The sequence below is a fragment of the Belnapia sp. genome (assembly GCF_059504005.1).
Genome location: NZ_JCACHU010000166.1, coordinates 41,578 through 63,114, shown reverse-complemented (window position 1 = coordinate 63,114; position 21,537 = coordinate 41,578). Strand labels below are relative to the sequence as shown.

Genomic DNA, 21,537 nt, shown 5'->3' with positions numbered 1-21,537 from the left:
GGCACGGCCAGGCTGGCAAACTCGTTAGCGACACAACGATTGGTCATGCCCGATGAGCACCGACCGCACCGCCCTCTTCGGCGCCCGCGAGGGGGATGAGGGCATCGTCCGCTGCGATGCCTGCCCCGTGCTCTGCCGCATCCGCCCCGGCCGCAGCGGCGCCTGCAGCCGCTATGCCAACCAGGACGGCGCCCTGGTCCGCACCGACCCGCTGGTGCTGATGCAGCGGGTGGTGGAGGCGGGAGGCGAGACGGTACCCTTTCTCGAAGGGTCGGAGGACTGGGCCGGCGGGCTGGCGCCGCGGGTGGAGGTCTTCGTCTCGGCGATCGGCGCCGGCACCACCTATCCGGACTACAAGCCGGCGCCCTTCATCGTCGGCTCGCGCCATGCCGGCGTCGATACCGTCACCGTCGTGACCGAGGGCATCTTCAGCTATTGCGGCCTCAAGGTGAAGATCGACACCGACCGGCATCTCGGCCCGGAAACGGCGGCCATCCGCGTCGATGGCGAGCAGATTGGCCATGTGACGACCGCCGAGTACGGCAGCCAGATGCTGAGCCTCGGCGGCGTGCGGCACCTGACGGGCGGCTCCAAGCGCGAGGGCAACGTCACCTGCGCCGCCATGCTGGCGCTCTGCAACAAGCAGGCGGTGGAGGTGGCGATCGACAGCGGGGCGAAGCTGGTGCTGCAGGCCGGCCAGGCACCGATCGTCGACGGCGTGCCCGAGCAGCGGATGCGCGTCGGCTGCGGCAGCGCCGCCATCGGCATCTTCGCCCGGCAATGGCACGGGCATGTCGATGAGGTGATCGTGGTCGACGACCACATCACCGGCGTTTTGTCGGAGCACCAGGCGGGAAAGTGCCTCGACGTGCCGCCCACCGGCATCCGCGTGCGCGGCCGGCGCTCGACGCCCGGGCGCTACTTCCAGGTGGCGCTTCCGGGCGACGGCTGGGGCGGGACCGACATCAAGGACCCGCTCGCCGTCATCGAGAGCATCGACCCGAAGACTGCCTGGCCCGGCCTCCGCCTGCTGCTGACCAGCACGACGGGCGAGGACCACCTCTATGTCGAGCTGGACGAGGCGCTGCGCCCGGTGCCGGTGCCGACCCCGCCCGCCGTGCGGAAGACCGTCGAGCGCATCGGCGAGAATTGCGAGCCGGCGCTGACCTCGGTGCTGTTCATGGCGGGCGCAGGCGGCTCGCTGCGGGCGGGCGTCACCGAGAACCCGGTGCTGCTGACGCGGGAGGTGCAGCGCTCCCTCGTCCGCGTCACCATCGGCGGCGCGCCCTGCACGCTTTGGCCGGGGGGCGGCATCACCGTCATGGCGGATGTGCTGCGGGTGCCGGATGGCGCCTTCGGCTATGTGCCGACGCCGGCGCTGGTGGCGCCGATGGAGTTCACCCTGCGCGCCGATCTCTACGCGCGGCTCGGCGGGCATGTGGACCACGCGGTGCCGCTGGAGAGGCTGCTCGCCGATCATGGCGGCGATGCGCGGCAGGAGGCCTGGATCGACGGAAACCCATGGCCCGCACCCTAGCCACCACCCTTCCCGATGGCCGCCTGCACCTGCAGGACGGCCCGATCGACCTGGTGATCGGCCTCGAGGGCTCGCGCTCGGCCATCGGTGATGCGGCCGCCCGCGCCATCGGCGCCTTCGACGGGCTTCTCGCCGGGCTGGTGGCGGAGCTGCCGCTGCTCCGCGCCCCGCTCGGGCCGGACCGCCCGGTGCTGCAGGGGCCCGTCGCCCGGCGCATGGCAGCGGCGGCCTGGCCTTTCCGCGCCGGCTTCATCACGCCGATGGCGGCCGTTGCCGGCGCGGTGGCGGAGGAGGTGCTGGCAGCCCTCGCCGGGGTGCCCGAGCTGACCACCGCCTATGTGAACAATGGCGGCGACATCGCCCTCTTCCTCGCCCCCGGCGCCGGCCTGCGGATCGGCCTCGTCCCGCATCTCGCCCGTGCCGTGCCGGAGGCCCTGATCCGGATCGGCGCCGAGGATCCGGTGCGCGGCATCGCCACCAGCGGCTGGCCGGGGCGAAGCTTCTCGCTCGGCATCGCCGATGCGGTGACGGTGCTGGCCGCAAGCGCCGCCGCGGCGGATGCGGCGGCGACCGTGATCGCCAATGCCGTGGATGCCGAGCACCCGGCCATCCGCCGCGTCCCGGCTTCCTCACTGGATCCGGACAGCGATCTCGGCGAGCGGCTGGTGACGGCCGAAGTCGGGCCGCTGCCGCAGGACGTGGTCGAGGCAGCGCTCGATGCCGGGGAGGCGCGGGCGGAGGCGCTGCTCTCCGCCGGGCTCATCGAAGGCGCGGCGCTGGTGCTCGGCGAGGGCGTGCGCATCGTCGGCGCGCAGGGGCTGCTGCCCGGCGCGGCCTCGGATCGCATCGGCTGGAGGGGGCTGCTCTAGACCGACAGGTACTGCTCCCTGACCCCGTCGGCCGCCAGCAGCTCCGGGATGCTCCCACTCCAGCGGATGCGGCCCTTCTCGATGATGGTTGCCCGGTCGCTGACCGCCTGGGCGAAATGCAGGTTCTGCTCGGAGAGGAGGATGGAGAGGCCCTCCGCCTTCAGCGCCCGGATCGCCTCCGCCATGCGCTCGATCACGACGGGCGCCAGGCCCTCGCTCGGCTCGTCGAGCAGGATCAGCTTCGGGTTGCCCATCAGCGTGCGGGCGATGGTGAGCATCTGCTGCTCGCCGCCGCTCATCCGCCCGCCCGCCCGGTCCTGCATGGCGCCGAGGCTGGGGAAGAGGGCGAAGAGCCGTTCCAGAGTCCAGGGCCGGCGGCCGGCGGCCGGCGGGCGGCGGCCGACTTCCAGGTTCTCCAGCACCGTGAGCTCGGTGAAGATGCGACGCTCCTCCGGCACGTAGCCGAGGCCGAGGCGGGCGATCTCGAAGGGTTCCAGCCCCGCGATCTCGGCACCGTCGAAGCGCACGCGCCCGGCGGCCGGCGGGACGAGGCCCATGATAGCCTTCATCGTCGTGCTCTTGCCGGCACCGTTGCGGCCGAGCAGCACCACCACCTCGCCGGCGCCCACTTCGAGCGCGACATCGTCGAGGATATGCGCCCTGCCGTAATAGGCGGACAGCCCGGCGACCTGCAGCATCAGTGCGCGCCCGTCACCGCACCGGAGCCGAGATAGACCTCGCGCACCCTGGGGTCGGCCCGGACCGCCGCGGGCGCCCCCTCGGCGATCAGGCGGCCGCGGTCGAGCACCAGGATGCGGTCGGCATGGCCGAAGACGACGTCCATGTCGTGCTCGGTGAAGAGCACGGCGATGCCGCTCTCGCGCGCGATCCGTGCAGTGAGTGCCATCAGCCCGACGCGCTCCTGCGGCGCCATGCCGGCGGTCGGCTCGTCCATCAGCAGCAGCTTCGGCTCATTCGCCAGCGCGATGGCGAGCTCCACCCGCTTCAGGTCGCCATAGGCGAGGATGCCGCAGGGCCGGGCCGCCTGGTCGGCCATGCCGAGCCGGTCGAGCAGTCCGCGCGCCGGCGCCGCATCCATCCGCGCCACCGGCCGCCACAGCCCGCCGAGGCGGCGGTGGTGCGAGAGCAGCGCCATCTGCACATTTTCCAGCACCGTCATCGAGCCGAAGGTCGCGGTGATCTGGAAGGTCCGCCCGACACCGAGCCGCCAGATCTGCCGCGGCGCGAGCCCGGTGATGTCCCGCCCCAGCAGTCGCACCGCGCCGGCATCCGGCCTGAGCTGCCCGTTCAGCATGTTGAAGCAGGTGGACTTGCCGGCGCCGTTCGGCCCGATCAGCGCCAGCATCTCCCCCGGCGACACGGCAAAGGAGACGCCCTGCACGGCGCGCACGCCACCGAAGCTCTTCTCCAGCCCCTGGACCTCAAGCGTCGCCATGGCGGGCCTCCCAGCGCGCCCGGGCCGCGCCGGCCAGCCCCTGCGGGAAGAACAGCACGAGCAGCACGATGACGGCGCCGAGGATCAACCGCCAGAGATCAGTCAGCCGCACCAGCTGCTCCTGCAGCCCGGTGAAGGCCAGCGCCCCGATGATCGGGCCGGAGAGCGTCTGCACTCCGCCCAGCAGTACCATCAGCAGCGCATCGACGCTGCGCGGGATGCCCATGAAGGTCGGGAAGACGCTGCCCTTGCCATAAGCGAAGAGCCCGCCCGCGATCCCCGCCGCCGCAGCCGCCAGGGCGAAGCCGAGCCAGCGGATGCGGAAGGCGTCGATGCCGATCGCCTCGGCGCGCAGGGCGCTGTCGCGCTGTGCCCGGAGCGCATAGCCGAAAGGCGCATGCACCACCCGCCGCAGGAACAGCGTCGCACCCAGGCAGAGCGCCAGCGCCAAGTAGTAGAAGACGAGCTTCGGCGCCGCCCAGGGATCCGGCCAGACGCCGAGGATGCCGTTGTCGCCCCCCGTCACCTCCACCCACTGGAAGGCGACCGACCAGGCGATCTGCGCGAAGGCGAGCGTCAGCATCGCCGCGTAGACGCCGGAGAGGCGGACGCAGAAATAGCCGAAGACCAAGCCGAACACCCCCGCCGCCACCGGCGCCAGCGCCAGCCCGGCGAGCATCGGCGCCCCGAGCCACTGCGCCGCCAGCGCCGCCCCATAGGCGCCGAGGCCGAAATAGGCGGCATGGCCGAAGCTCGCCATCCCGCCCGGTCCCATGATGAGATGCAGGCTGGCGGCGAACAGCACGGCGGTGGCGAGCTCCGTCAGGACGGAGACGGCATAGTCGCCGAGGAAGGGCGGCACCACGACCGCCAGAGCCAGCGCCGCCAGCGCCAACCGGCGCAGCGCGGCGGGCGCCGGGCCGATCACCGGCTCCGCACTCCCCTGCCCGCCCCGCGCCGCCGCCTCCGGCTTGCCGAGCAGCCCGTGCGGCCGCACCACCAGCACCAGCGCCATGACGAGGAAGACGAGCACCAGGGTGATCTTCGGCACGATCAGGATGCCGAAGGCATGCAGCTCGCCGATCAGCAGCGCCGCCAGCGCCGCGCCGGTGAGGCTGCCAAGCCCGCCCACCACAACGACGACGAAGGCCTCGGTGATGATGGAGAGGTCCATATGCAGGTTGACGCTTTCCCGCGGCAGCTGCAGCGCCCCGCCGAGCCCGGCGAGCAGGCTGCCGAGGAAGAAGACCGAGCTGAACAGCATCCGCTGGTTGACGCCGAGCGCGCCGACCATCTCCCGGTCCTGCGTCGCCGCCCGCACCAGCGTGCCCCAGCGCGTGCGGCGGAAGAGCAGCACCAGCAGGCCGAGCACCACCGGCCCGACGCCGATCAGGAACAGCTCATAGAGCGGGAAGCGCAGGCCGAGGATCTCGGTGCTGCCGCGCAGCCCCGGCGCGCGCGGGCCGAGCAGGTCCTGCGCGCCCCAGATCATCTGGGTGAGTTCCTGGACGATCAGCACCACGCCGAAGGTGGCGAGCAGCTGGAACAGCTCCGGCGCGCGGTAGATGCGGCGCAGCAGCAGCATCTCCACCGCCAGCCCGATTAGCCCGACCAGCAGCGCCGCCCCGATCACCCCTCCCCAGAAGCTGAGATGCCCACGCGGCAGATGGGTGACGAAGGTGTAAGCGAGATAAGCCCCCAGCATGTAGAAAGAGCCATGGGCGAAATTGACCACCCGGCTGACGCCGAAGATGACGGTGAGGCCCGAGGCCACGAGGAAGAGCGAGGAGGCGCTCGCCAGGCCGCTGAGGGCCTGGAGGACCAGGTTCTCCAAGGCGGCCTGCGTCAGGCCTGGGGCCGCAGCGTCCGGACAACATCATCCGAGGGCAGGTAGTCCTTGCCATCGGCATAGCGCCAATCGGCCATCGCGCCCTTGCCGTTCTTCAGCACGGTGCGGCCGACGAAGGCGCCCATGGTGGACTGGTGGTCGATGGCGCGGAACTGCACCCGGCCGAACACGGATTGGAATTGCAGCCCGGCCATGGCATCGACCAGCGCCTCGGTCCCGAGCGAGGGCGATGCCTTAAGGAGCGCCGCAATTGCCATCACCGTGTCGTAGCCGACCACGCTGCCGAGCCGCGGATAGTCATTCCAGCGCTTGCGGTAAGCCTCGCGGAAGGCGGTGTGGGTCGGCGTGTCGATCTGTTCCCAAGGATAGCCGGTGACGATCCAGCCTTCCGGCGCCTCGTCGCCGAGCGGGTCCAGATATTCCGGCTCGCCGGTGAGCAGGGAGACGACGCGCCGCCGCTCGAACAGCCCGCGGGTCGAGCCCTGGCGGACGAAATTGGTGAGGTCGGCGCCGAAGGTTACGTTGAAGATCGCCTCCGGATTGGCCGCCGCCAGCGCCTGCACGGTGGCACCGGCGTCGATGCGGCCGAGCGCCGGGAATTGCTCGGCGACGAATTCCACATCCGGCTTGGCGCGGCCCAGCAGCTCCTTGAACCAGCGCACTGCCGACTGGCCGTACTCGTAGTTCGGCGCGACCGTCGCCCAGCGCCTGGCGGGCAGCTTGGCCGCCTCCTCTACCAGCATGGCGGACTGCATATAGGTGCTGGCCCGCAGCCGGAAGGTATACCGATTGCCTTTGCTCCAGACGAGCGCATCGGTCAGTGGCTCGCTGGCGACGAAGAGGCGCCGGTTCTGGTTGGCGAAGTCGCCGAGCGCCAGCCCGACATTGGACAGGAAGCCGCCGGCCAGCAGGCTGACCTTCTCCGCATTTACCAGCTCGCCGGCGAGGCGCACGGCATCCTCCGGCCGGCCGGCATCGTCGCGGAAGACGGTCTCGATCCGGCGGCCATCGATGCCGCCGGCGGCATTCACCTGCTCCTGCGCCAGGAGCCAGGCATTGCGGTAGGGCTGCAGGAAGGCGGGCTGGGCGGTGTAGCTGTTGATCTCGCCGATGCGGATGGCCTCGCCCTGCGCCCGGGCGATGCCCGGCGCCGCCAATGCCGCCATCCCGGTGCCCGCCAGAATACGGCGGCGCCCGATCGCCCGTCCCACCATACTGCCCCCGGTCCCGCTTGCCACTGCGAAGACGATATGGAACCGCACTATCCGTTATCGTGCAAACGATTTTCGGAGCGTGCCCCTACTTCACCTCGACATAGCGCAGATAGGGCCGCTTCGCCTCCCAGCCCTGGGGGAAGAGGGTCTTGGCCTGCTCGTCGCTGATCGAGGGTGGAATGATGCCGCGCTCGCCCGGGCGCCAGTTCACCGGCGTCGCCACCTTGGCTCGGTCGGTGAGCTGCAGGCTGTCGATGACGCGCAGCACCTCGTCGAAATTCAGCCCCGTGCTCGGCGGGTAGACGAGGAAGAGCCGCACCTTCCTCTGCGGGTCGATAACGAAGACGGTGCGGACGGTGATGGAGGGGTCCGCTTCCGGATGCACCATGCCGTAGAGGGCGGCGACCTTCTTGCCTGGGTCGGCAATCATGGGGAAGTTCACCGCATGCCCCTGGGTCTCGGCAATATCCGCCTCCCAGCCCTCATGGCGGTCGAGCGGGTCGACCGAAAGGCCGATCACCTTCACTCCGCGCCGGTCGAATTCCGGCTTCAGCCGCGCCGTCTCGCCGAGCTCCGTCGTGCAGACGGGCGTGAAGTCCTTCGGGTGCTGAACAGCACACCCCAGGAGGAGCCGAGCCAGTCATGGAAGCGGATGGGCCCATGGGTGGTCTCCGCCTCGAAATCGGGCGCGACCTGACCGAGCTGGATCATTGCAGTCTCCCGCAAAATGAAGGCGCCGGAGCGCAGCATGGCGCCCCGGCCCGGTCAACGGGGAAACATAACCATTCCGTAAGATTTCACGGAATGGCCGCCCACCTGTCAGGCGGCGGCGACCAGGCCGCCCGTCTCGGACAGGTACCGGACATAATGGTCCGCATCGCCGAACATCGCGTCGTTCACCGTCAGCCGCTTGAAGTAGTGGCCGGCGGCATATTCGATGGTCATGGCGATGCCGCCATGCAGCTGGATGCTCTGCTGCCCGACGAAGCGCGCCGAGCGGCCGATCTGCACCTTCACCGCCGCCATCGCCTTCCGCCGTTCCGCCGGGTTGCGCTCGGCCGCCGACATCGCGGCGAAATAGGACATGGACCGTGACTGCTCCAGCGCCACCAACATGTCGGCCGCGCGGTGCTGCAGCGCCTGGAAGCTGCCGATGGGCCGGCCGAATTGCTGCCGCGTCTTCATGTAGTCGATGGTCATGTCGTGCGCCGCCTGCATGGCGCCGACCGCCTCGCCCGCCAGCGCCGCGATGCACTCGTCGACCACCTGATCGACCAGCGGCAGCCCGTCCTCCGGATTGCCGAGCACGGCGATCGCCCGTGCGTCGGAGAATTCGATCTCCGCCGCCCGCTGCCCGTCGACGGTGCGGTAGCCGCGCCGCTCGACGCCCGGCCCCTTGGCATCGACGAGGAAGACGCCGATGCCCTTGAGGTCGCGCTGGCCGCCGGCGACGCGCGCGGTGACGATCAACCGGTCGGCGCTGTCGCCATGCACCACATAGCCCTTGCGGCCATTGATGACCCAGCCGCTGCCGTCCTTCTTCGCCGTGCTCGCCACGTCGAAGAGGTCGTAGCGCGACTGGCGCTCCACCTGGGCGAAGGCCAGCAGCATTTCGCCTGAGGCGACCTGCGGTACCAGCTCGCTCCTGAGCTCCTGCGAGGCGCCGTGACGGAGGAAGCCGCCGCCGATGACGACGGTGCTCATCCAGGGCTCGAGCGTGATGGCGCGCCCGACTTGCTCGGCGACGATCAGCGTCTCGACCGGCCCGCCGCCGAAGCCGCCCTCATCCTCGCCGAAGGGCAGGCCGAGCAGGCCGAGCTCGGCGAACTGCGCCCAGACCTCGCGGCTCCAGCCATCGGCCGACTTCATATAGGCCTTGCGCTGCTCGAAGCCGTATTTGTCGCCGAGCAGCCGCGCCACGCTGTCCTGCAGCAGGCGCTGCTCTTCCGTCAGGTCGAAGTCCATGTTCCCTCAGAGCCCCAAAAAGGCCTTGGCCATGATGTTGCGCTGGATCTCGTTCGACCCGCCATAGATGCTCTGCTTGCGCCAGTTGAAGTAGACGCCAGCCAGCCCGAAAGCCCAGTCGGGCGCCACGTCGACCTCGTTGCTGCCCTCCTCCTCGTCCGGGTCGCCATCGGCCCAGGCATAGGGGCCGGCCGCCTTCATCAGCAACTCGGAGCACATCTGCTGGATCTCGGTGCCCTTGATCTTGAGCACGGAGGTCGCAGGGTCGGGCTTCTTGTCCTTGCGCTTGGACTCGGTGGCGATGACGCGCATGACGGTCATCTCCAGCGCCTTCAGCTCGACCTCGATCTCCGTCACCTTGCGGCGGAAGTCGGGGTCCTGCATGAGCGGCTGCCCGCCATCCATGCTCTCCTGCGCGATCACCTTCAGCCGGCGGATGCGCTCGCGCGAGGCGCCGACGCGGGCCTGGCCGAAGCGCTCGTTGCCGAGCAGGAACTTGGCGCAGTCCCAGCCCTTGTTCTCCTCGCCGATCAGGTTCTCCGCCGGGATCTTCACGTCGTCGAAGAAGACCTCGTTCACCTCATGCCCGCCCTCGATGGTGATGATCGGGCGGACGGTGATCCCCGGCGTCTTCATGTCGCAGACGAGGAAGCTGATGCCCTCCTGCTTCTTCGCACTCGGGTCGGTGCGGACGAGGAGGAAGATCCAGTCGGCATGCTGGGCGAGCGTGGTCCAGGTCTTCTGCCCGTTGACGACGTAGTGGTCGCCCTCGCGCACCGCCCGGGTCTTGAGCCCGGCCAGGTCGGAGCCGGCGCCAGGCTCGGAGAAGCCCTGGCACCACCAGTCGTCGAGGTTCAGCATGCGCGGCAGGAAGCGCTGCTTCTGCTCCTCCGTGCCGAACTCGATGATGACCGGCCCGCACATGTTGATGTTGAAGCCGAGCGGGGACGGCGCCGGCGCCTGCTGCAGCTCCTCGCGGAAGATGTAGCGCTGCGCCAGCGTCCAGCCCGGCCCGCCATGCTCCTTCGGCCATTCCGGCGCCGCCCAGCCGCGGGCGTTCAGCTTCCGCTGCCAGTCCACCACCTGCTGCTTGGTGGGTGAGCGGCCGGCGGCCATGCGCTCGCGGGTCTCGGCCGGCAGCTCCCTGGCGATGAAATCGCGGACCTCCTGGCGGAAGGCGATTTCCTCATCGGTGAAGCGGAGGTCCATCGGGTCTCTCCTGTTGAAGGGGTCAGGCGGCGCGCTTGAGGGTGGCGAAGCTGCCGCCCTCGGCCGCGAGTTTCTCGATCAGGGCTGCGGGCTGCAGGTTGCGGTCGCCCGTCGCCTCGGCGTAATGCGCCAGCCGGTCGCGCACGGACTTCAGTCCCATACGATCGGCCCAGAACATGGGCCCGCCGCGGAAGGCCGGCCAGCCGAAGCCGTTGACGAAGATCACGTCGATATCGACTGGGCGGTAGGCGATGCCCTCCTCCAGGATGCGCGCGCCCTCGTTCACCATCGGCAGCAGCAGCCGCTCGAGGATCTCCTGGTCCTCGATCTTCCGCCGCCGCACCTGCATCTTCTCGGCGGTATCGAGGATGATCCGCTCGACCTCCGCCGACGGCATGCGCTTGCGGTTCTCGTCGTAGTCGTAATAGCCCTTGGAGGTCTTCTGGCCGAAGCGGCCCTGCGCCACCACGGCATCGGCGATCGGCGCCACCGTGCCGCGGGCCTTCCGCACCGCCGCGCCGATATCGAGGCCGGCGAGGTCGCCCGTCGCCAGCGGCCCCATCGCCATGCCATAGCCTTCCATGACGCGGTCGATGTCCTGCGGCAGGCAGCCCTCGAGCAGCAGCTTCTCGACCTGCGGGCCGCGCTTGCCGGTCATGCGGTTGCCGACGAAGCCGTCGCAATTGCCGACCAGCACCGGCAGCTTGCCGATCCGCTTGCCGACCTCGGTCGCTGTGGCGATCGCCGTCGCATTGGTCGCCGAGCCGCGCACATTCTCCAGTAGCCGCATAACATTGGCCGGGCTGAAGAAATGCATCCCGATCACCAGCTCGGGCCGCTGGGTAGCGGAGGCAATCCCGTCGATGTCGAGCGTCGAGGTGTTGGAGGCGAGTACCACGCCCGGCCTCGCCGCCTTGTCGAGCCGCGCGAAGACCTCTTTCTTCACCTCCATGTTCTCGAAGACGGCCTCGATGACGAGATCCGCCTCACCCACCGCCTTCTCGAACTCGGTGGTGCCGGAGAGCAGCGCCCGCCGCTTCTCATACTCGGCCTGAGACAGGCGGCCGCTCTTCACGGTGCGCTCCCAATTGGCCTCGCAGCGCTTCAACCCCTTGTCGAGCGCTTCCGCCGAAGTTTCGACGATGGTCACCGGCAGACCGAAATTCGCCGCCGACATGGCGATGCCGCCGCCCATCGTGCCGCCGCCGATCACGACCAGCTGCTCCACCGGCAGCGGCCTGGCATCCGCCGGCAGGTCCGGCACCCGCTGCGCCTCGCGCTCGCCGAAGAAGATATGGCGCAGCGCCTGGCTCTGCTCGCCGGCGACCAGGCGCTGGAACTGGTCGCGCTCGACCTTCAGCCCCTCCTCGAAGGGCATGGTGAAGGCGGCCCGCACCGCCTCGACGCAGCCGAGCGGGCTCTCCTGGCCGCGCGTCCGTGCCGTCAGCGCCTTGGCCGCGGCGTCGAAGGCGGCCGCGTCATAGCCGGCGATCTTGTCGCCGCGGTTCCGCGCCAGGGTGAAGCTGCGCCCGGCATTGGCCCGTGCCCATTCCACCGCGGCCTTCTCGAGCGGCCCCTCCACCACCGCATCGACGAAGCCGAGCGTCACCGCCTGCTCGGCGCTGACCGGCTCGCCGCCGACGATGATCTTCAATGACTCGGGCCCGATCAGCCGCGGCAGTCGCTGCGTGCCGCCGGCGCCGGGGACGAAGCCGCGCTTCACCTCCGGCAACCCGACCTGCGCGCCGGGTGCGGCGACGCGGGCATGGCAGGCGAGCGCCAGCTCCAGCCCGCCGCCCAGTGCGTTGCCGTGGATCGCCGCCACCACCGGCACCGGCGAGGCCTCGATGGCATCGAAGACATCGGTCAGCGAGGGCGGCACCCGTGGCTTGCCGAACTCGGTCATCTCGGCACCGGCGCTGAAATTGCGCCCCGAGCCGATGATGAGGACGGCCTTCGCCCCGGACGCGGACTTCAGCCCCTCGACCAGGCCGGCGCGCACCTCCGTCCGCAGCGTGTTCACTGGGGCATTGGCGATGCGCAGCACGAGCACATCGCCATCCCGGGCGTGCTCGACGAAACGGGGCGCTTCGGCCATGGGCGTTCCTCGTTCTTGGCAATGATTGGCCGCGCATCCTGTTGCCCGGCGCCATCCCCTGTCAACGGGGACCGATAGCAGGCTAACGGCCGATGGCGCCCGCCTGCTGCAAGACGACATAGAGCAGCGCCACCACCGCCATCACGGCATAGGGGCTGGCGCCCCGCAACAGGGCGATGGTGCAGGTAAGAAGCGTCGCCACCTCCATCCAGCCCGCACCGTCCGCCCGCAGCAGCGTATAGACGCCCGCGAAGATGAGCCCGACCGCGACCGGCGCCAGCCCACGCTCGATCACCCGCCGCACCGGGCTGTCGCCGCGCCTGCGCCACCAATGCCCGACCGCCAGCAGCAGGCAGGAGGAGGGCAAATAGAGCCCGAGCGCCCCCGCCAGCGCGCCCGCGAAGCCCGCCGCCTGCCAGCCGACCAGGGCGCAGATCAGGGAGCCGGGCCCCGGCGCCGCGCGGGAGATGGCGAATAGGTCGGTGAACTGCCCCGCCGACATCCAGCCATGCACCTCGACCGCCTGGCGCTGCATCTCGGCAAAGATCGATGGCCCGCCGCCGAGCGAGACCAGCGAGAGCGGCGCGAAGACCAGCAGCAGCGCGAAGAGCCGCTCAGCCACGCGCCCGGCCCTCCGCCCAGGCGAGGCCGATGCTGGCCGGGATCAGTACCGCGACCACCGGAATCATCGGCCAGCGCAGCAGCCCTATGGCGATGAAGGTGACGCCGACCACCGCCCAGGGCGAGGCCCCCTTCATCTGCCGCGCCGTGCGCAGCCCGGTCGTCAGCGAATTCGCCAGCCCCGCCGCCGCCACGCCCGCGAGCACCACGCCGAAGCCCGCCACCCCCATCCCCCAGCCATAGAGCAGCGCCAGGCCGAGGATGAGGAGGAAGGGCGGGCCGAGGATGCCGAGGAAGGCCATCGCTGCGCCCGGCGTGCCGCGCAGCTGCTGGCCGATATAGAGGGCGAGGTTCACGCTGTTCGCCCCCGGCAGCACCTGGCCGAGGGCGACACCGGTGAGGAAGGCCTCCTCGCCCATCCAGCGGCGGCGCTCGACGACCTCGCGGTGCATCCAGCCGGCGAGGCCGCCGCCGAAGCTCGCCAGCCCCATGGCCGCGAAGACGCGCAGGATATCGAGCAGCCTGGCCTGCGGCGGGTCCGGTTCGCGCACCACATCCCCCGATGGTTACACCGGGCAGTCTTCCGCCCTTCCCTGCCCGTGTCGAGGCCGCTGCCCCGGCTCTGCCATGCGGCCGCCACGCCCCGGCCTCATCTGCGACGGTTGATGCAGCCTTGCCGGCCGTCGCGCGTTGCGAAGGCGGATCGGAGGCAGGATGATCATGACACCGAAGCTTTGGCTGACGGCCCTGGCGGCGCTTTCCCTTTGCGGCTGCGTCGTGCAGCCTACCCCCTATTACGCGGCCCCGTCCTCCAGCACCGCGGCGGGGGCGGTGACCGGCGCCGCGGCGGGCGGGCTGCTCGGCGCCGCGCTCGGCCGCGGCGGCGGTTCGATCGTCGGCGGCGCCGCGGCAGGCGCGCTGGTCGGCGGGCTGATCGGCAATTCGGCGGACCGGCGGGATGAGGCGGCAGCGCAGGGCTACTACGCCCAGCCGCAATACCAGCAGCCCCAGTATCAGCAGCAGTACCAGCAGCCCTACGCCGACCCCTATGGCCGGCCCTATGCGGAGCAGCCGGCGGAAAGCTGGTAGCCGGCGCGCTTCCCTCGGCCGGCCGCCGCCGGCATGATCCCCGGCAAGACGATACCGGAGGATCGCCCATGCGCCGGCGCCACCTGTTGGCAACGGCCGCCGCCCTGCCCGTCCCGGCCGGGGCCCAGCCGGCTTGGCCCAACCGGCCGATCCGGCTGATCGTCCCCTTCCCGCCCGGCGGGCCGAACGACATCATCGCCCGGCTCTACGCCCAGCCGCTGACGGCGATGCTCGGCCAGCCGGTGGTGATCGACAGCCGCCCCGGCGCCGGCGGCGTCATCGGCGTCGACGCCGCGGCCAAGGCACCGCCCGACGGACACACGCTGGTGCTGACCAGCAGCGGCGCCCTAGTCATCATCCCGCATGTGACGAATACCGTGCCCTACCGGGTGCCGCAGGACCTCACCCCCATCAGCATCGTCACCCTGGTGCCGGAGGCGCTGGTCGCCGCGCCGAGCCTCGGCGTCACCGACCTCGCCGGGCTCCGGGCGCTGGCGAAGCGGCCCGGCTCGCGGCTGGCAATCGGTACCGCGGGGGCGGCCGGAATCTCCCATTTCGCCGCCGAGATGCTGCGGCTGCAGAGCGGGATGGAGCTCACCGTCGTTCCCTATCGCGGGGCGGCGCCGGCGGTGACGGACCTGCTCGGCGGGCAGATCCAGCTGCTCTTCGCCGACCTGCCGGTGGTGCTGCCGCATCTCAGGAGCGGAGCGCTGCGGGCCCTGGTCCTGGCCAGCACCCGGCGCAGCCCCATGCTCCCCGAACTGCCGACCACCGCCGAGGCCGGCCTACCGGAGGTGCTGGCCGACAACTGGTACAGCCTGCTCGGCCCGGCCGGCCTGCCCGCCGCGGTGGTCGATCGCCTCTCCTCCGCGCTCAAGGAGGCGAGCGGGACGCCCGCGGTGCGCGACGGCCTCCGCGAGCAGGGCGCGACGGCGCATTGGACCAGCCCCGCCGCCTTCGCCGCCACCATCGCCGAGGAATCCGCCCGCTGGCAGCGCGTCGCCGAGGCGGCGCAGATCAGGCTTGACTGAACAACCCCGGCCGGTGCAGCAGCAGCATCGCGCCGCCCGCCAGCAGCCCCCAGAAGGCACCACTGATGCCGAAGACCGAGAGGCCGGAGGCGGTGACGAGGAAGGTGATCACCGCCGCCTCCCGCTGCGCCGGCACCGCGACGGCGCCCTGGATCGCATTGCCGAAGGCGCCGAGCAGCGCCAGCCCGGCCACCGCCTGGATCAGCACCGGCGGCGCCGCCGCCATGAAGGCCACCGCCGCCCCCGCCAGCAGGCCGAAGCTGACATAGGCCAGGCCCGCCACCACCGCCGCCCACCAGCGCCGCGCCGGGTCCGGCTCCGCCTCTGGGCTCGCGCAGATGGCCGCGGTGATGGCGGCGAGGTTCACCGCATGCCCGCCGAGCGGCGCCCCGGCCAGCGTGAAGAGCCCGGTCATCGCGAAGAGCGGCCCCGCCTCCGGCTGGTAGCCGTTGGCGTTCAGCACCGCCATGCCGGGAATGTTCTGCGAGGCCATGGTGACGATGAAGAGCGGCACGCCGATGCCGATCGCCGCCGCCAGGCTCATGCGCGGCATGACCCAGACCGGCACCGGCCCCGCCGCCGCGAGGATGCCGGGCGGCAGCTCGATCGTCGCCAGGATCACCCCGACCGCCACCAGCAGCGCCGCCGGCACCGCCAGCAGGCGGTTGAACCGCCCGACCAGCGCCCAGGTTAGGATGATGGCGAGGCCCGCCACCGGCGCCTCCGCCAGCGCCCGCACCGGCGCCAGGCAGAGCCCGAGCAGCACCCCGGCCAGCATGGCATTGGCCAGCGGCGAGGGGATGGAGGCCACCGCCCGCCCGAAGGGCCGCCAGAGCCCCGCCAGCACCAGCAGCGCGCCGCTCACCAGGAAGGCCCCGATGGCCGTCGGGAAGCCGCCCTCCGGCGTCGCGGAGGCGGCCAGCAGCGCCGCCCCGGGCGTCGACCAGGCGACGCTGATCGGCATCCGCCGCCAGACGCTCAGCACGATGCCGCAGAGGCCCATGGCGATCGACAGCGCCATGAGCCCCGAGGCGGCCTCGGCCGGCCCGGCGCCCATGGCGCCGAGGCCCTGCAGGACGACGGCGAAGGAGGAGGCGAAGCCGACGAAGCCGGAGAGCAGCCCGGCCGCGAGGGCCGGCAGGGAAGGCATGCGGTCATGTCCCGGTCAGCGCTGGCGCTGCCGGTAAAGCATGCGAGCGGCGCCGGGACCAGAGCGCGTTCCGCCCGGCCTGGCTCACGGAAGGCGCTCCAGCCTGTGCTTGGCCAGGCACGTCACCCCGATCGGATGATCCCGTCCGACCGGAGTTTGGTCTAGCCGCCCCGCTTCGTCGCTTCGCCCGCTACCGCTCGCGGCGGCTGCGCCTGGCCGCCGAGTTCCCCCAGCGCCCTCGCCAGCATCGCCGCCCCCATCGGCGGGACGAAGATCTGGGTCATCGCCGCCGCGGCATGGCGGAATTGCAGCAGGATGCGGCCGTCGGCGGCGAGGCTCGCCATGCAGCCGGTGGTGTCGAGCGGTGGCCGGTCGGTCGGCACGATCGCGGTGCGCAGCCCATCGCCCCGCTCGATCCGCTGGCGATGCGCGTCATCCGTGCCCGAGCGCAGGACGAGCAGCAGCCGCTCCGCCATCAGGAGGGGAATGGTGAGGGCGAGCGGCCCACCTGCCGTCTCGAGGGTGATGCGGACCCCATCCGCATCGGCCATCACCTCGTCCGAGAGGCCGATGACTGGGTGGTCGCTCATGGTGATGTCCCGGGCCTTTGCTTTGGTTGGCCGGACAGGATGCGCTTCGACTCCCGCTCCGATCCAGCCTTAAAGCGGGGCGTAACGTCCGGGTTTCGGAAGGCCGAGGTTTGGTGAGCCGGGTGGGATTCGAACCCACGGCCACGAGATTAAAAGTCCCGTGCTCTACCAGCTGAGCTACCGGCTCACATGCGCAGGATGATGCGCGGGCGCCCCCCAAAACCCTGAGGACGCCCGCCTGTCAAGCCTCAAGCGGCAGCGGGGGCATCCGCCGCGATGCTCGCCTTGATCAGCTTGTCCGGCCCCTGGACCATGCCGTTGCCGCCGGAGCCGCGCTTGATCTTGTCCACCGCCTCCATGCCGGAGACGACGCGGCCCCAGATCGTGTACTGGCCGTCGAGGCTCGGCGCCGGCCCGAACATGATGAAGAACTGGCTGTTCGCGCTGTCCGGGTTGTTGGTCCGCGCCATGCCGCAGGTGCCGCGCACGAAGCGCGCCTTGGCCGGCGGCGAGAACTCGGCCGGCAGGTCGGCATGGCCGGCATCGCGGGCGCCGCCCGTGCCGGTGCCGGTCGGGTCGCCGCCCTGGGCCATGAAGCCCTCGATCACGCGGTGGAAGGGCGTGCCGTCGTAGAAGCCGGCGCGCACCAGCGTCTTGATCCGCTCCACATGCTGCGGCGCCAGGTCGGGCCGCAGCTCGATCGTCACCTTTCCGTCCTTCAGCTCGAGGATCAGCATGTTCTCCAGCGCCGGATCGGGCGTGGCGGCTGCAGGCGCCGCGGCGGCCTCGCCGATCGGGGGCTCGCCAGGAATCTCGGCGGGGCTGCCGGCTTCGTCGCTCATGTCTCTCTCCTTGAAATTCGGGTCAGGCGGTGACGATGCGGGCGCGGACCAGCTTGTCCGGGCTCTGCACGATCCCGTTGCCGCCGCTGCCCCGCTTGATCTTGTCGACCGCATCCATCCCGGCGACCACCCTGCCCCAGATCGTGTACTGGTTGTCGAGGCTCGGCGCCGGGGCGAACATGATGAAAAACTGGCTGTTCGCGCTGTTCGGGTTGCTGCTGCGCGCCATGCCGCAGGTGCCGCGCAGGAAGCGGTATTTGTTGGTAAACTCCGCCGGCAGGTCCGGCAGGTCCCGCGCGCCGCCCGTGCCGGTGCCGGTCGGGTCGCCGCCCTGGGCCATGAAGCCCTCGATCACGCGGTGGAAGGGCGTGCCGTCATAGAAACCGCGGCGGACCAGCAGCTTGATCCGCTCCACATGCTTCGGCGCCACGTCCGGCAGGAACTGGATGGTGACGGTGCCGTCCTTGAGGTCGAGCAGCAGCCGCTCCTCGGCCTGGGCGAGGGCGGGGGTTGCAAGGCTGCTGGTCGTGGCGAGGGCGGCAAGCCCGGCCAGGTCGCGTCGGCGCATAAGTCTCTCCCGATATGGGCCGGTCAGCCCTGCTGAGGCCCGCGGACCCGGGCCAGGGTCCGCTGCAGCGTGAGTTTCGGCACGAAGCTGCTGATGTCACCCCCCAGCCGGGCGATCTCCTTCACCAAACGCGAGGCGACGAATTGGTTCGTCTCACTGGCCAGGAGGAAGACCGTCTCGATGCCAGGATCCAGCCGGCGGTTCATCCCCGCCATCTGGTACTCGTAGTCGAAGTCGGTGACGGAACGCAGGCCGCGCAGGATCATCCCCGCCCCGACTTGGCGCGCGAAGTCGACCACCAGCCCCTCGAAGGGCAGCACCTCGATCCGGGCGCCGGTGAGTGCTGCGACCGGCGCGGCCTCGGCCCGCACCAGCTCCACCCGCTCCTCGAGCGGGAAGAGCGGGCCCTTGCCGGTATTGACCGCGACGCCGATCACCAGCCGGTCGAGCAGCCGTGCCCCCCGGCCGATGACGTCGAGATGCCCGTTGGTGATCGGGTCGAAGGTGCCGGCATAGAGGCCGACCCGCTCAGGCATCGGAGGGCGTCTCCGGCTCCGTCGCGGCCAGCGCGCCGGTCTGCGCGGCGCCGGAATCCGGCCCCGCCTCGCCCTGGTCGTCGACGACCGGGAAGCAGCTCGTCACCCGCTCCCCCTCGTTCAGCCGCAGCATCATCACGCCGAGGCCGCGGCGGCGCGTCAGGCGCACCTGGTCGGCCGGGAGGCGGATCAGCCGCCCGGTATCGGTGACGAGCATCACGTCGTCGCCCGGCCGCACCGGGAAGGTGGCCACCACCTCCCGCCCCGTGCGGCGGCTGAAGACCATGTTCTCCAGCCCCTGCCCGCCCCGGCCGGTGATGCGGTAGTCATAGGCGAGGCTGCGCTTGCCGAAGCCGCCATCGGTGATGGTGAGGATGATCTCCTCCGCCTCCTCCAGCTCCCGTGCCCGCTCGGGCGTGAGGGTGATCTCGGCGACGCCCTCCTCCTCGCCCTCCTCGCTGGCGGGGACCGGCGCCGCCTCCATCTCCTCGGCGCCGTTGCCATTGGTGCGGCGGCGCTGCGCGGCGTTGCGGATCGCCGCCTCGCGCTCGGCAGGACTGGCATCGACATGGCGCAGCACGGAGAGGGCGATCACCTCGTCGTCCTTGGCGAGGCGGATGCCGCGCACGCCGCTGCTGTCCCGGCTGGCGAAGACGCGGAGCACGTCCTCGGTCGCCTGGAAGCGGATGGCGCGCCCCTTCCGCGTGGCGAGCAGCACGTCGTCGCCCTCGCGGCAGGTCTGCACGCCGATCAGGTTGTCGCCGTCATCGAGCTTCATGGCGATGAGGCCGGCCGCCCGCACGTTGCGGAAATCCGACAGCCGGTTGCGCCGGACGCCGCCCGAGGCGGTGGCGAAGACGAGGTGCAGCCCGTCCCACAGGCTCTCATCCTGCGGCAGCGGCAGCACGGCGGTGATCTGCTCCCGCTCCTGCAGCTGCAGCACCTGGCGGAGGCTGCGCCCCTTGCCCTGCGCGCCGCCCTCGGGGAGCTGCCAGATCTTCTCGCGGAAGGCGATGCCGCGGCTGGTGAAGAACATCACCCACTGATGCGTATGCGCGATGAAGCTGCGCACCACCACGTCGTCCTGCCGCGTCCCCGCCGCGCTGCGCCCGCGCCCGCCGCGATTCTGCGCGCGGAAGACGTCGAGCGGCGTGCGCTTCACATAGCCGTCCCGCGTTAGGGTGACGACCATCATCCCTGGCTCGATCAGGCTCTCGTCGTCGAGGTCGGCGACATGGTCGACGATCTGGGTCATGCGCGGCGAGGCGATCTGGTCGCGCACCGCCCGCAGCTCTTCCGACATCACCTCCATGCGCCGCACATGGCTGCCGAGGATGTCGAGCAGCTCGCGGATGCGGCCGCCGACCTCCTCGAGCTCGGCCGTGATCTTCTCGCGCTCGAGACCGGTCAGCCGGTTCAGGGTGAGGGCCAGGATGCCGCGGGCCTGCGCCTCGGTCAGGCGCACCGTGCCCTCCGGCGTCACGACATTGCCGGCATCCTCGATCAGCGCTAGCAGCGCGCCGACATCTCCGGCTGGCCAGTCCCGCGTCATCAGGGCAAGGCGCGCCTCCGTCCCGTCGCGGCTGGCACGGATGACGCGGATGACCTCGTCGATATTGGCGACCGCGATGGCGAGGCCGATCAGCAGGTGCCCCCGCTCTCGCGCCTTGGCCAGGCGGTAGCGCGAGCGGCGGAGGATGACCTCCTCGCGGAAGGCGATGAAAGCCTTGAGCGCCTCGATCAGCCCCATCTGCCGTGGCCGGCCGTTGTCGAGGGCCAGGAAGTTGACCGCGAAGGAGGTCTGCAGCTGCGTCATGCGGTAGAGCTGGTTCAGCACCACTTCCGCCGTCGCGTCGCGCTTCAGCTCGATGACGACGCGCATGCCGTCGCGGTCGCTCTCGTCGCGCAGGTCCGAGATGCCCTCGATGGCCTTGGCGCGGACGAGCTCCGCGATCTTCTCGATCAGGTTGGCCTTGTTGACCTGGTAGGGGATCTCGGTGGCGACGATCGCCTGGCGGCCGCCGCGCATCTCCTCGATCTCGCACTTGGCGCGCAGCGGGATGGAGCCACGCCCGGTCTCGAAGGCGTTGCGGATGCCGCTGCGGCCGAGGATGAGCCCGCCGGTCGGGAAGTCCGGCCCAGGCATGATCTCCATCAGCTGCTGGAGCGAGGTATCCGGATCGGCGATCAGCGCCAGCGTCGCGTCGATCACCTCGCCCGGATTGTGCGTCGGGATGTTGGTCGCCATGCCGACCGCGATGCCCTGCGCGCCGTTGACCAACAGGTTCGGGAAGGCGGCGGGCAGGACCCGCGGCTCGCTCTCGCTCTCGTCGTAATTCGGCTGGTAGTCGACGGTATCCTCGTCGATCCCCTCCAGCAGCGCCGAGGCGGACTTGGCCAGCCGCACCTCGGTGTAGCGCATGGCCGCCGGCGGATCGCCATCGACCGAGCCGAAATTGCCCTGGCCATCGACCAGCGGCACCCGCATGGAGAAGGACTGCGCCATGCGGACCATGGCGTCGTAGATCGCGGAGTCGCCATGCGGATGGTACTTGCCCATGACGTCGCCGACGACGCGGGACGACTTGCGGTGCGGCTTGTCCGCCGTGTAGCCGCTTTCCTGCATCGCGTAGAGGATGCGGCGGTGCACCGGCTTCAGCCCGTCCCGCGCATCGGGCAGCGCACGGGAGACGATCACGCTCATGGCGTAATCGAGGTAGGAGCGGCGCATCTCCTCCTCGAGCGCCACCGGGGCGGTGTCGCCTGGCCCTCCGTCAGCGCCGTTCTGGGTTTCGCTCACGCGTCTCGGTTTCCTTGGGGCTCGGCCGGCCCCGCCGGAATGGCAATGGCCGGGCGCCCGGCGGGCCTCGGCCCGCGGGTTCCATCGGCTCCTTATATAGGTGCTGCGGGGCC

The 21,537-nt window shown here is 70.8% G+C and carries 19 protein-coding genes, 1 tRNA gene and 1 pseudogene; 4 read left to right on the top strand and 17 right to left on the bottom strand.

Going from position 1 to position 21,537, the window contains the following annotated elements:
• Positions 1–52: 52 nt before the first annotated feature.
• Both AC5JJ1_RS25875 and AC5JJ1_RS25870 read left to right on the top strand, forming a co-directional pair.
• Complete coding sequence (locus AC5JJ1_RS25875; protein ID WP_495788001.1) at positions 53–1,537, top strand: 6-hydroxynicotinate reductase; 1,485 nt, start codon at positions 53–55, stop codon at positions 1,535–1,537.
• Positions 1,522–2,406: a UPF0280 family protein gene (locus tag AC5JJ1_RS25870; RefSeq protein WP_495788000.1), complete on the top strand. Its 885-nt coding sequence runs from the start codon at positions 1,522–1,524 to the stop codon at positions 2,404–2,406. The genes AC5JJ1_RS25875 and AC5JJ1_RS25870 overlap by 16 nt, the downstream gene beginning before the upstream one ends.
• Here the strand turns inward: AC5JJ1_RS25870 and AC5JJ1_RS25865 are convergent.
• The 10 genes and pseudogenes from AC5JJ1_RS25865 to AC5JJ1_RS25820 all read right to left on the bottom strand — a co-directional run bounded on the left by AC5JJ1_RS25865 (position 2,403) and on the right by AC5JJ1_RS25820 (position 13,369).
• The gene (locus AC5JJ1_RS25865; protein WP_495787999.1) at positions 2,403–3,104 is read right to left on the bottom strand and encodes an ABC transporter ATP-binding protein; all 702 of its coding nucleotides are present in this window, start codon (positions 3,102–3,104) and stop codon (positions 2,403–2,405) included. The genes AC5JJ1_RS25870 and AC5JJ1_RS25865 overlap by 4 nt on opposite strands.
• A complete protein-coding gene (locus AC5JJ1_RS25860; RefSeq protein WP_495787998.1) occupies positions 3,104–3,862 on the bottom strand; it encodes an ABC transporter ATP-binding protein in 759 nt (252 codons plus the stop codon). Before AC5JJ1_RS25860 ends, AC5JJ1_RS25865 begins: the two co-directional genes overlap by 1 nt.
• Entirely contained in the window at positions 3,849–5,696 is a 1,848-nt protein-coding gene (locus AC5JJ1_RS25855; RefSeq protein ID WP_495787997.1) for an ABC transporter permease, read from the bottom strand. The genes AC5JJ1_RS25860 and AC5JJ1_RS25855 overlap by 14 nt, the downstream gene beginning before the upstream one ends.
• Positions 5,697–5,707: 11 nt before the next feature.
• Complete coding sequence (locus AC5JJ1_RS25850; RefSeq protein WP_495787996.1) at positions 5,708–6,925, bottom strand: ABC transporter substrate-binding protein; 1,218 nt, start codon at positions 6,923–6,925, stop codon at positions 5,708–5,710.
• A gap of 85 nt (positions 6,926–7,010) precedes the next feature.
• Positions 7,011–7,636: pseudogene (locus tag AC5JJ1_RS25845) on the bottom strand (peroxiredoxin).
• Positions 7,637–7,744: 108 nt separating this feature from the next.
• Entirely contained in the window at positions 7,745–8,890 is a 1,146-nt protein-coding gene (locus AC5JJ1_RS25840; protein WP_495787995.1) for an acyl-CoA dehydrogenase family protein, read from the bottom strand.
• A 6-nt stretch (positions 8,891–8,896) separates the two neighbouring features.
• Positions 8,897–10,099, bottom strand: a complete 1,203-nt coding sequence (locus AC5JJ1_RS25835) for an acyl-CoA dehydrogenase family protein (RefSeq protein WP_495787994.1) — start codon at positions 10,097–10,099, stop codon at positions 8,897–8,899.
• A 22-nt stretch (positions 10,100–10,121) separates the two neighbouring features.
• Positions 10,122–12,197, bottom strand: a complete 2,076-nt coding sequence (locus tag AC5JJ1_RS25830) for a 3-hydroxyacyl-CoA dehydrogenase NAD-binding domain-containing protein (protein ID WP_495787993.1) — start codon at positions 12,195–12,197, stop codon at positions 10,122–10,124.
• A gap of 82 nt (positions 12,198–12,279) precedes the next feature.
• Entirely contained in the window at positions 12,280–12,819 is a 540-nt protein-coding gene (locus AC5JJ1_RS25825) for a chromate transporter (RefSeq protein WP_495787992.1), read from the bottom strand.
• A complete protein-coding gene (locus AC5JJ1_RS25820) occupies positions 12,812–13,369 on the bottom strand; it encodes a chromate transporter (RefSeq protein ID WP_495787991.1) in 558 nt (185 codons plus the stop codon). Before AC5JJ1_RS25820 ends, AC5JJ1_RS25825 begins: the two co-directional genes overlap by 8 nt.
• Positions 13,370–13,538: 169 nt before the next feature.
• Between AC5JJ1_RS25820 and AC5JJ1_RS25815 the strand changes: the two genes are divergently transcribed.
• Both AC5JJ1_RS25815 and AC5JJ1_RS25810 read left to right on the top strand, forming a co-directional pair.
• On the top strand, positions 13,539–13,907 hold the full coding sequence (locus AC5JJ1_RS25815) for a YMGG-like glycine zipper-containing protein (protein WP_495787990.1): 369 nt from the start codon (positions 13,539–13,541) through the stop codon (positions 13,905–13,907).
• Between the two features lie 68 nt (positions 13,908–13,975).
• Complete coding sequence (locus AC5JJ1_RS25810) at positions 13,976–14,938, top strand: Bug family tripartite tricarboxylate transporter substrate binding protein (protein WP_495787989.1); 963 nt, start codon at positions 13,976–13,978, stop codon at positions 14,936–14,938.
• Here the strand turns inward: AC5JJ1_RS25810 and AC5JJ1_RS25805 are convergent.
• From AC5JJ1_RS25805 to gyrA, 7 genes are all read right to left on the bottom strand, one after another.
• Positions 14,925–16,088, bottom strand: coding sequence for a benzoate/H(+) symporter BenE family transporter (locus AC5JJ1_RS25805; protein WP_495787988.1), 1,164 nt, complete (start codon positions 16,086–16,088; stop codon positions 14,925–14,927). The genes AC5JJ1_RS25810 and AC5JJ1_RS25805 overlap by 14 nt on opposite strands.
• A gap of 161 nt (positions 16,089–16,249) precedes the next feature.
• Positions 16,250–16,678 (bottom strand): hypothetical protein, encoded by a 429-nt coding sequence (locus AC5JJ1_RS25800; RefSeq protein WP_495787987.1) that lies wholly within the window; start codon positions 16,676–16,678, stop codon positions 16,250–16,252.
• A gap of 111 nt (positions 16,679–16,789) precedes the next feature.
• Positions 16,790–16,865: transfer RNA gene (locus tag AC5JJ1_RS25795), tRNA-Lys, on the bottom strand.
• Positions 16,866–16,926: 61 nt separating this feature from the next.
• On the bottom strand, positions 16,927–17,415 hold the full coding sequence (locus tag AC5JJ1_RS25790) for a peptidylprolyl isomerase (RefSeq protein WP_495788147.1): 489 nt from the start codon (positions 17,413–17,415) through the stop codon (positions 16,927–16,929).
• A 127-nt stretch (positions 17,416–17,542) separates the two neighbouring features.
• Positions 17,543–18,088, bottom strand: coding sequence for a peptidylprolyl isomerase (locus AC5JJ1_RS25785; RefSeq protein ID WP_495787986.1), 546 nt, complete (start codon positions 18,086–18,088; stop codon positions 17,543–17,545).
• Between the two features lie 23 nt (positions 18,089–18,111).
• The gene (coaD, locus tag AC5JJ1_RS25780; protein ID WP_495787985.1) at positions 18,112–18,624 is read right to left on the bottom strand and encodes a pantetheine-phosphate adenylyltransferase; all 513 of its coding nucleotides are present in this window, start codon (positions 18,622–18,624) and stop codon (positions 18,112–18,114) included.
• Positions 18,617–21,424: a DNA gyrase subunit A gene (gyrA, locus tag AC5JJ1_RS25775; RefSeq protein WP_495787984.1), complete on the bottom strand. Its 2,808-nt coding sequence runs from the start codon at positions 21,422–21,424 to the stop codon at positions 18,617–18,619. Before gyrA ends, coaD begins: the two co-directional genes overlap by 8 nt.
• Positions 21,425–21,537 lie beyond the last annotated feature (113 nt).